The sequence below is a fragment of the Rhizobacter sp. genome, from assembly GCA_021153565.1.
Classification (GTDB): domain Bacteria; phylum Pseudomonadota; class Gammaproteobacteria; order Burkholderiales; family Burkholderiaceae_C; genus Albitalea.
The window spans coordinates 1-10093 of sequence record JAJKJU010000009.1 but is presented as its reverse complement, the minus strand read 5'-3'; the positions used below and the strand labels follow the sequence as shown (position 1 = coordinate 10093).

General features: G+C 64.2%; 10 protein-coding genes. 1 reads left to right on the top strand and 9 read right to left on the bottom strand.

Annotated elements, in window-relative coordinates; genetic code table 11:
• Window positions 1-451 precede the first annotated feature (451 nt).
• The 9 genes from AC30NL_RS00880 to AC30NL_RS00840 all read right to left on the bottom strand — a co-directional run bounded on the left by AC30NL_RS00880 (window position 452) and on the right by AC30NL_RS00840 (window position 8837).
• Complete coding sequence (locus tag AC30NL_RS00880) at window positions 452-685, bottom strand: hypothetical protein (protein WP_489462127.1); 234 nt, start codon at window positions 683-685, stop codon at window positions 452-454.
• Window positions 686-1204: 519 nt separating this feature from the next.
• Window positions 1205-2563 carry a DUF58 domain-containing protein gene (locus AC30NL_RS00875; RefSeq protein ID WP_489462126.1) on the bottom strand — a complete coding sequence of 453 codons (1359 nt, stop codon included), beginning with the start codon at window positions 2561-2563 and terminating at the stop codon, window positions 1205-1207.
• Between the two features lie 13 nt (window positions 2564-2576).
• The gene (locus AC30NL_RS00870) at window positions 2577-3569 is read right to left on the bottom strand and encodes an AAA family ATPase (protein ID WP_489462125.1); all 993 of its coding nucleotides are present in this window, start codon (window positions 3567-3569) and stop codon (window positions 2577-2579) included.
• Window positions 3570-3581: 12 nt separating this feature from the next.
• Window positions 3582-4835, bottom strand: a complete 1254-nt coding sequence (locus AC30NL_RS00865) for a BRCT domain-containing protein (RefSeq protein WP_489462124.1) — start codon at window positions 4833-4835, stop codon at window positions 3582-3584.
• The gene (locus tag AC30NL_RS00860; RefSeq protein ID WP_489462123.1) at window positions 4832-5533 is read right to left on the bottom strand and encodes a DUF4129 domain-containing protein; all 702 of its coding nucleotides are present in this window, start codon (window positions 5531-5533) and stop codon (window positions 4832-4834) included. The genes AC30NL_RS00865 and AC30NL_RS00860 overlap by 4 nt, the downstream gene beginning before the upstream one ends.
• A 49-nt stretch (window positions 5534-5582) precedes the next feature.
• Window positions 5583-6320 carry a hypothetical protein gene (locus tag AC30NL_RS00855; RefSeq protein WP_489462122.1) on the bottom strand — a complete coding sequence of 246 codons (738 nt, stop codon included), beginning with the start codon at window positions 6318-6320 and terminating at the stop codon, window positions 5583-5585.
• Window positions 6310-7353 (bottom strand): stage II sporulation protein M, encoded by a 1044-nt coding sequence (locus AC30NL_RS00850; protein WP_489462121.1) that lies wholly within the window; start codon window positions 7351-7353, stop codon window positions 6310-6312. The genes AC30NL_RS00855 and AC30NL_RS00850 overlap by 11 nt, the downstream gene beginning before the upstream one ends.
• 19 nt (window positions 7354-7372) lie before the next feature.
• On the bottom strand, window positions 7373-8077 hold the full coding sequence (locus AC30NL_RS00845; RefSeq protein WP_489462120.1) for an RDD family protein: 705 nt from the start codon (window positions 8075-8077) through the stop codon (window positions 7373-7375).
• A gap of 64 nt (window positions 8078-8141) precedes the next feature.
• Entirely contained in the window at window positions 8142-8837 is a 696-nt protein-coding gene (locus AC30NL_RS00840; RefSeq protein ID WP_489462119.1) for a P-loop NTPase family protein, read from the bottom strand.
• Between the two features lie 168 nt (window positions 8838-9005).
• On the opposite strand from AC30NL_RS00840, the gene AC30NL_RS00835 reads away from it, so the two are divergent.
• Window positions 9006-9935 carry a LysR family transcriptional regulator gene (locus tag AC30NL_RS00835; RefSeq protein ID WP_489462118.1) on the top strand — a complete coding sequence of 310 codons (930 nt, stop codon included), beginning with the start codon at window positions 9006-9008 and terminating at the stop codon, window positions 9933-9935.
• The last annotated feature ends 158 nt before the right edge of the window (window positions 9936-10093 follow it).

Here is a 10093-nt window from a genome sequence, read left to right as displayed (position 1 = left end):
TCTCGTGTTGGAAGGCTTCGATAACACCCCGCAAAAGGTCTCTGGCTCGGAACAGCGGCCAGCTGCGGATTGGCACATGATCACACGGGATGGGACAACTAATAGCTTCTGATCTCGCCTCATATTCCATGAATGCTCGTTCTTTGTGTTGGACACCGCGCAGTGGGCGTTGTCCCAACCCGCTATTCAAGCGGCACCCGGGAAATGAGTATTGATCGTTCCATGACGAATACATCCTCGGGCGGGGCGTGGGCAGTTCAAGATGGGGATGTGCCGAATGTGCCGGTGATCCCGAAGCCTGAGACTTATGCGCTGATGCTTCTGGGGCCCTGTTGGTGTGTCATCAGAGGCTTCTCGACCATTTCTGGCAACACGCGCTCACGCAAGCTGGCCAACAACACCATGCCGCGAGCGAAGCAGCCGAAGCGCAGGCTCCAGTTCGCTCGCGTCCTTATCGCGGAAGTTCGTCAGCATCACCACCAACGCCCGCTTTCTCTGCGCCTTCATCAAGTCGCGTGCTGCCAGTAGATAGCGTGGCCTTGGGCTGCATGTCGTACAGCGTCGCCATCAGCGAATTCAGCGATGCCGACCCCTTGCGCTGCGAGAGATCATTGAGCACATGCTGCATGCGTCCGGGCTGGTCGACTTCTACAAGACTGACAAGGAAGGCAAGGACCTGCTCCATTCAGTTGCCCCGGACCCCGGTCCGTAGTTCTTGCTCCCCTTCCCTCTGAGCGAGGGGCGGGGCTGCGGCCTTTGATATCCAAGGCCTTGCTTCGCTACCGCCGTCGCCCTCACCCCCGCCCTCTCCCAGAGGGAGAGGGGGTAATGCGGGGCTTGCAGCGGTTCCGCGAAATCCGTTCAATTGCCCAGGCTCCGGCCCGTAGTCCTTGCTCCCTTTCCCAGAGGGATAGTGTGTAAGTGCGGGGGCTTGCAGCGGTTCTGCGAAGTCCGTTCAGTTGTCCAGACTCCGGCCCGTAGTCCTTGCTCCCTCTCCCTCTGGGAGAGGGTTGGGGTGAGGGCTGCGGCCGTTGATATCCAAGGCCTTGCTTCGTCCACCGCCGTCACCCTCACCCCCGCCCTCTGCCAGAAGGAGAGTGGGTAATGCAGGGCTTGCAGCCGTTCTGCGAAAGCGTTCGTAGCGTTCCTTGCCCAAGCGAATCCAGTGGCGATTGCATAAAGGTATATCCCAAGCTTCACCGGGCTACAAAAGCCCAGCCCGTTTGACAGCTCGATAGCGATTGACCAATTCCGCCGGCAACTGCGCGGGTTCCACGTCGATGAGCAATCCATCTCTGCCCGCCAAGCGTTGAAACGCATCGCGCCTCGATTGTGCGAAGAGATGCGCGCCCGCGACTTCGATGACCTGTTGGTGTGTCACCAGAGGCTGCTCGACCATTTCTCGCAAAACCCGCTCACGCAAGCTGGCCAACAACACCAGATGCCGCGAGCGAAGCAGCCGAAGTGCAGGCTCCAGTTCGCTCGCGTCCTCATCGCGGAAGTTCGTCAGCACCACCACCAACGCCCGCTTTCTCTGCACCTTCATCAAGTCGCGCGCTGCCAGCAGATAGTCCGAATGCGTGGCCTTGGGCTGCGCGTCGTACAGCGTCGCCATCAGCGAGTTCAGCGATGCCGACCACTTGCGCGGCGCGAAGCGGCGAAGGTCGGCGGCGTCGGTGCCGAATGTCATCGCGCCGACCGCGTCGCCTTCTTTCAGCGCGACATACGCCAGCAGCATCATCGCGTTCAGCGCTTCGTCGAAGTGGCTGCCCGTGCGTGCTGTCGCTCCTTCGTCGGCACGCATGCGGCGGCCGCAGTCGAGAAGGAACATGACGCACTGATCACGCTCATCCTGGAACTGCCGGACGATGGGCCGGCTGTGCTTGAGCGTCGCCTTCCAGTCGATGTGGCGAATCGAATCGCCCACTTGATAGTCGGCCAGTTGTTTGAAGTCGGTGCCTGCACCACGTTGTGCGTAACTCTTGATGCCAATGTCGGCGAGCCGGCGATCGCTCGCCAGCCACGCGTAGCGCGCGACCGCCGCGAAGTTCGGATACACGCGCAGCGACTCCTCCTCACCCACACGCCGCACCCACTGGAAGGTGCCGTACATGGTTCGGACACGCAGTTCGGCCGGCTGGAAGCGCACGAGGCCGCGCTGCCTCGGAACAATGCTGTAGTGAACCTCCATGCGCGCCTCGGCAGGCACCAGCACCTTGATCGGCAGCCCTTCGAAGTCGACAGTCGGGTCGACGTGATCGAACATCTCCACGTGCCAATCGTTCGGCCCTTCATTGACCAGCGCGCAGGCGAGGTTGCGTGAAACGCCCAGCGCCAGGGCGGCAGGCATGCGGCGCTTCCAGACCAGCGGCGCCCGGCGCCACGCCACCATGGTTCGCCCGATGTCGATCAGTGCCCACAGCATGCCGACGATCACCGAGCCCAGGGTGTACCGCCCGACGGTGGCTTGCGGCACCTGCACGACAAGTGCCACAACCGTGGCCACGGCAGCCGCCGCCACCGTCCACAGCGTGCCGCGACTCGGTATCAGCGGAAATCGCACGCCGATGCCTCGTTCAGAGCCGGGGCGCTTCGACGCTGTCGAGCATGGTCGACAACAACTCGTCGGTCTTGCGGCCTTCGAGCTGAGCATCCGGCGACAACAGCACGCGGTGCCGCAGTACCGGCAGCGCGTGGTGCTTGATGTCGTCCGGCGTCACGAAGCCGCGTGCACCCAGCAGCGCAGCTGCCCGCGCCGCCCGCACCAGCGAGATGGCGCCGCGCGAACCAGCGCCGTTGGCGATGCCGGGCCAGGTGCGAGTGGCACGCACGATGCGCACCGCGTAGTCGACCACCTTGTCGTCGACCCGAATGAAGCCCGCCATCTTTTGCAACGCGAGTACGTTTCGTTCGTCCAGCCGAGGCGTTACTGCATCCAAGGGCAACTGGTCGCCACTTTGCGCAGTGGTGGTTCGCACGACCACAGCGGCTTCATCCGCAAGGCTCGGATAGCCGACCTCGATCTTGAAGAGGAAGCGATCGAGCTGCGCCTCGGGCAGCGGGTAGGTGCCTTCGGTCTCCAGCGGGTTCTGCGTGGCCAGCACCATGAAGGGCCGTGCGAGCGGCAGTGTCTGGCCTTCGAGCGTGACCTGATATTCCTGCATCACCTCGAGGAGCGAGCTTTGCGTCTTGGCAGGTGCGCGGTTGATTTCATCGGCGAGCAGCAAGTTGGTGAACACCGGGCCGCGAATCACGCGCAGCGAGCCGAGGTCGGCAGTCTTGCCCGGGGTCGGGTCGAGCACCGCATGGCCGGTGATGTCCGACGGCATCAGGTCGGGGGTGAACTGCACGCGTGAATACTGCAGCGACAAGGCCTTGGAGAAAGCCCGTGCGAGCAGTGTCTTGCCGAGCCCGGGCACGCCTTCGATCAGCACGTGGCCTGAAGCGACGAGCGCGATCAGCGTCTGGTCGACGACTGCACGCTGACCGACCAGGGCTTTGCCGATCTCGTCGCGTAGCGCGGAAAGAATCTCGGCCGCACGGCTGATGTCGGCGGGATTGATTTGCATGGGTTGTCCTTGTCAGCGATTCATTGCCAGGCGACGAACAGCGGTCTCCAGCAGGGTCAGGGTGGCCAGCAGATCGCGCCGCGGCCGTTTGAGTGTGAGGTCCATGGCGCGCGCGAGCGCATCGGCATCGAGCGCCGTGGTCTTCGCGATGGCCTCGGCGCGAGACCGGCGGTCCAGCGTGTCATGGTCGCGGATGCTGCGGCGTGCCGAGTGCTCCAGTGCCCGCAACTGTGCCTTGTGCAGCGCGATGCTGTCGCGCTGAAAAATGAAACTCGATGTGCCGCGGATCTGCTCGGCCACCGATCGGCGCGACAAGGGTGCGACTGGCGCGCGCGGACCGAAGCGAATCGCCGCACGCCACAGTGCGAGCGCGAGCAGTCCGAACCCCAGCAGGACAGCCGGCGTCCCGTGACGCCAGATGAGCGTCAACAGGGGCTCGCGTGCTTCGGTGTCCACAAACCACACCTCGGGCCGCTGCTGCAAGTCGAGCGCCGCCACGAAGGCGAGCGCGTGATCGGCCGTGAACACGCCGCGGTTTTCGCTGAGCTGGCCAACGATGACGGTGGCAGCACCTTTGCCCAGCCGGATGCGCAGAATGTTCGGTCCCTTGATGCTGTCCATCGACCAGACCACGGGCGTGGCCGATTGCAAGACCAGGTTGTTCGTGCCGTTGCAAATGCGCAGGCTGCGGCGCTCGCCGAAGGCGAAGGGCGCTTCTTCGGGTTCGATCACGTTGAAACAGTCGGCAGGCCGGGGAAGGAACTCGCGCGGGCGTATCAGCGCCCGATTTTTCGGGGCAGGCGGTGCGCTGGAATCAGCGTCCACCGCACCCGTGTCCGGCTCGCTGGCGCGAGCTGCGCTTCCCGGCGCCGGTGGCAAGGCATTCGCCTTCTCATCGATGCTTTTGCTCTCGACCGCAATCCAGCTCGGACGCCTCCACTGCTCAGTGACGATGTGCCCGCCTGACTCCACCCAGTCTTTCAGCTTCTTCTCGCGCTCGGGAAACAAGTCCCAGTCCAATGAACTGAGCACCAGCGTGGCGTTGGTTGGCGGCAGGCGGTCGAGGTTGGTTGGCGACACGGTCTTGCCGCCCAGCCGCTCGATGATCTTCTTGACGGCGTAGTGATTGTCCGTGGCCGCCTCGTCCCTGGGCGGGTCGCGAACGTCTGCGTCGACCCAGTATGTGTTGTTCACGACATAGGCCGTGGCGCAGATCGCGGCCAGCACGATCAGCATGTTCCAAATCAAATCGCGGTCGAGCTTCATGCCGCCGCTCCTGCGGCAGGCGCTGCGGCAGGCGCTGCGGCAGGCAACTGCGCATCGAAGCGATCGCACAGAGACATGATGAGCATCTCGTCCGGCATTTGCGCGCCGTAGACCAGCAGCAGCCACGCGTTCACGAGCCGCTCGAAGAACGTACCCGATTCGTTGGGCAGCATCTTGCCGGCCAGTGCGACGCAATCGCCTTCGGTGCTGGCTGCGCTGATGGGCACTGCATGGTGGTGCACGAGCCGCGACAGCGCTCCGCGGTACAGCAGCGACAGGCTCGCACGATGCTCGCCGCGCAGCCACAGCGCGCGTGCGGCGCAAGCGATGTCATCGGGCAGGCTCTCGGGTCGAATGTCGAGGTCGCGCACGTGGCTGGGCAGCACCGCCCGTCCCCCGGGTCGAAAGCCACCGCGCACGAGCACCCAGCGACGAACACACACCAGCAGGATCGCCACGGCCGCGGCGCCAAGCAGCCACATCAGCAAGCGGCCCGATTCGGCAAGCCACAGCGCCAGGCCGTCGACCCAGGTCTCTTCACGTGGCTTGGTCTCGCGCTTTTTTTCCTCGACGTCGTCAGCCTTCCAGCGCAGCCTGCGTTCCCTGTGCTTGCCGCCGAGTTTGGGGTCGTGCTTGACGGCGTCGGCCGCCGCGCTCACCTGATCGGGCGTGATGGTGGCGGCTTGGCACGGCAGCATCGCGGTGCTGCAAGCCGCGATCGCGAATGCGAGCCAGAGCGTCCGAACCCTAGTACTGGCGGGCGAACGCACGACGAAACTCCTGTTCGATGTCCCAGGCCTCGAACTCGACCCGGCGGTTCAGGTACATCGCGAATCCCGCCGCCACATAGAAGGGCTCGATCGCCAGCACGACGGCCGCGTATGCCAAGGTGACCGCAAACGTTGCCGCCATGTCGCTGCTCGCGAGCATTGAAGAGATGAAGTTGCCGTGCCCCGAGGGTGAGAACAACCAGCCCAGCGCATAGATCGACACGAGGAACACCCATTCAAGATGATGAAAGGCCATCTGCATCAGAAAGGCGACGCCCCTTTTGCCGCGCAGCAGAGCACGCCGCCGCTTGCTCAAGACGGCGCCGCGCTGGCCTTCGAGCTGATGTGCCGCCTGCGTGAACGAACGCCAGGGCGACAGGCGGCGCAGAGTCAGGGTATGCAACAGCCCGCTCCACCACACGCTGCGCTGCTCGTTCCAGAGATCGACAAAACCTGTGCCGTCGCCGAAGACCGCGCGCGACAGCACGAAGAGCAGGCTGCGGTCCAGCCAGGGCTTCAGCCAGAAGATGATCGCGACGGGCAGCCAGTTCGCAATCTCGACAGTCGACAACGCAATGGCCAGGATCGCGAGGAACACGGGCGTGCAGGTGGCCCACAACGCTTTCGCGTTTGACTGCACGAGGCGCGTGCCAAGGTCGCTTGCTTCCATCATGGAACGCGGACGAAGATCGACCGCGAGGGCGTCAACCTGCATGCGACACCTGCGCTTCAATGGGCGACTGTGCACCGGGACGGCGGGGCCGGCCCTGCCACCCGAGGTACAGGATGATGATCACCCAGAAGAATCCCCCCACGGTGTACTTGACCGGCGGCGCCACCCAGCGCGACGAGGACCAGAACGCCTCCAGCGCGGCGGCGATGAAGAGCATGGCGGTTGCGCCGTAGATGAGCGGTACGGCCTCGGTGGCCGCCTTCTTCAGGGCCTGCATGCGGGTGAGCCGCCGCGGTGCCAGCATCGCGTGGCCGAGAGCGAGTCCCGCGGCACCCGAGATGACGATGGCTGTGAGCTCGAAGGCCCCGTGCGTGATGACGAAGGAATAGAAGTTTTCGGTATAGCCGCGCACCGTGAGATAGCCCGCGATCGAGCCGATGATCGCGCCGTTGTAGGCGAGGGCGAAGAGGCTGCCCAGGCCGAAGAACACGCCGCCCGCAAAGCACCGAAAGGCGATGCCGATGTTGTGCATGATGTAGAAGCCGAACATGTTCCAGTCGGTGCCGGCACTGCGCGTGCGACCGATCGCTTCCGTCGACGGGCCGTACATCGAGTCGAAGTTCTTCACCGTCTCGACGCTCTGCAGCGACAGCACGAAGCCCGGATCGACATAGCACAGCACGCCGATGATGAAGAGCGGCAGGCCGAAGACGAGGGCCGCGGTCCACATGTAGAGGCGGTGGGCTCGCACGGCCTGCGGCACCTCTACCAGAAACAGCTGGGCGAATCGTGCGAAGCTGTTGTCTGATCTGCGGTAGATCACCTGGTGCGCGCGCTGCGTGAGCTCTTCCAGCCCTGACGTGATGTAGCTCGGGTAGTCGCGCGAGCGGCTCAGGGCAAGGTGCTCGCAGGTGGTGCGGTACAAGGCGGCGAGTTTTGTGGCGGGCAAGGTTTTGTCCGGCCACCGCTCGGGCTTCTTCTTTCGAAAGCGCGGTGCGCCTTCGACGCGGTCTAGGGCCTCTTCGAGTTCGTCCCAGATCGGGCGATAAGCGGTTTCGAATTGCAGCGGGGTCATGCGGTTTGCCTGCGCCAGATCATCGACGTTTGCCGAGCAGCCATTGCGCCACTCCCAGCATGCGTTGCGCGGTGAGCTTGCTGTCGGCTTGTCCGGCCATACCGACACCGGGCGCCGCCAGCGTGGCGAGTTCAATCAGACGTGCCTCGGTGATGCGCGAACTGCGTGCCGCCCACGCAATGACGGCAGCCTGTTCGCGTGGCGACAGCGGGCGGTCCGGGGCTTCGGGTGGCGCTTCGGGCAAGGGGCCGTGCAATGTCACGGACTTGGCATACACGACGAGCGTGCCGGCCGCGAGATCGCCGATGCGTTTGAAGTCGCTGCGCATCAGCATCGCGGCAAAGCCGAAGCCATATGCGAAGGGCAGGAAGTCTGCGCTGCGCATCAGGTTGCGCAACAGCGATGCAGCGGGCGTGACCGGCAGCCCGGAATCCATCACTACCCGCAATCCCAACGACCGCTTGCCCGGTGTGGCGCCGGCAAGGGTCAGTTCGAAGATGACGGGATACAGCCACTCGATGGCGAAGAAGGCGATGAGGATGACACCGGCGCCGAAGCCGCCGAGGCGGTCCAGGGCGAAAGCCGCGAGGAAGAACAGCACCATCCGGATGAACCCGTCGATGATGAATGCATAGAAGCGCGGCACCACGCCCGCCGGCCGAAGCGCAAGCGCAATGCCCTCCGGCGTCTCCGCCGTGAAACGCGTGTCGAGCGACGCGCTCATTCGACGGCCGTGCTTTTCACGAGCCCCTGTAGGACGCTGCTCATCCGCCCTCCGCGCGACGGGGTCAAACCCCGATCGTGTCGAACTCCCGATAGACATCGCGCAGCCACATCTTCACGCGCTGTCGATCCATCAAGCCCAGGCCAGCACTGTCCAGCCCGCTCGTGTTCTTTGCCGCCCAGAAACTGCTGTTGGTCGCGTCGATCTTGTTGATGACACTGTCGTGCAGATGGCGCACCGACACCACATGTGCACCGAGCTCCTCCGCGCGCGCTTGTTCGCCTGATTGCTCCAAAACGCTGAAGTCGATGCCGCGGACCTGGTTGCGCACCAGCACGTAGCGAAGTTGCTTGCCGAAGCGATCGAGCAGCTTCTGGAGCAGGTCGACGGAGTCCTTGCCGGTGTCCATCACGTGCCAGTAGTAGATGGGGATGGCCATTTCATCTGCGAGGTTGAGCACACCAGACTCATCCATCCAGCGCACCAGCGGGTCGTGCGTCTGTGCGGCGAGGTCGACGAGAATGCGACGCTCAGGTTGCTCGACCGCGGCTTCGACAATGGCGTCGAGCGATTCATAGCGGTCGACGAGAACGGGGGACGCATAGCCCGAATAGAAGCGCATCAGCGCCCCGTGCGAACGGTCGGTGTCGAAACCGAGAAAGGGCAGGTTGTGGTCGATGAAGTACTGCGCAGCGCAGCGGGCGATGACCGACTTGCCGACGCCGCCTTTTTCTCCGCCGATGAAATGAATGTTGGCCATGCCGTCTCCGTGATCCTCTTGGACTGCTTGTTCGTGCGGTCCTTATAGCTGGCGCCGCGCGAAAGCGTGGACTTTACCGGGCTAATGACTTGGGCCAAAACAATTTGCCGTTATTGATCTGTTCTTCGTGGCCCGGGGCAGAATGCGCGTCTTTGCTCCACCGCCGCCATGCCCGACGCCCTGCGCCACGCCACCCTGCGACAACTACAGATCTTCCTGGCCGCGGCCGAGCATTCGAGTTTTGGACGCGCCGCCGAGGTGCTGCATCTCACGCAGCCGGCGGTATCGATGCAGATGGCGCAGTTGGCCGAAAGTGTCGGCATCGCGCTCTTCGAACGCCGAGGCCGCAAGCTCGCATTGACGCATGCGGGCGAGACGCTCGTGCCCTATGTCGAACGGGTGGCGCAGACCCTGCGCGAAGCTGGCGAAGCGCTCGACGATTTGCAAGGACTGCGCCACGGCAAGCTGCGCATTGCCGTGGTGTCGACGACGCGCTACTTCGCGCCTCGGTTGATCGCGCAGTTTCGACAGGAGCATCCACAGATCGAGATGGAGGTGTCGATCGCTGGCCGCGACAACGTGATCGCGCAGATCGAGAGCAACCACGCCGATCTCGCCATCATGGGCCGGCCCCCGACGCATCTGCCCATCGTCGCGGAGGTCTTCGCCAAGCACCCGCACGGTGTCATCGCACCACCCGATCATCCGCTTGCCGGAAAGAAGCGCGTGACACCCAGCCGCATCGGCGCCGAACCTTTCATCGCCCGTGAAACCGGCTCCGGCACGCGGCACGCGATGGAGCAGTACTTTGCCGAGCACGCGCTGAACCCGCCCATCGTGCAGGAGATGCCGAGCAACGAGTCGATCAAGCAGGCCGTGATGGCCGGCATGGGGCTCGCGTTCATCTCGCTGCACACGGTGAACCTGGAGCACCGGACCGGCAACCTCGTGCTGCTCGACCTGCGCGGCCTGCCGGTGATGCGCAACTGGTACGTGCTGCATCGGGCGAGCAAGTCGCTGAGCCCGGCTGCGACGGCGTTCCGGATGTTCATGCACGCCGAAGCGCCGGGGTACATGAAAACCTTGCTGCCGAAGTAGTGCGTGGCTGCGGCGGCGAACCCTCACCCCAGCCCTCTCCCGCAAGCGGGAGAGGGAGTGATCGCGCTCCCTCTCCACCGTACCCGGGAGATGGGGTGATCGCGCTCCCTCTCCACCGTACCCGGGAGATGGGGTGATCGCGCTCCCTCTCCACCGTA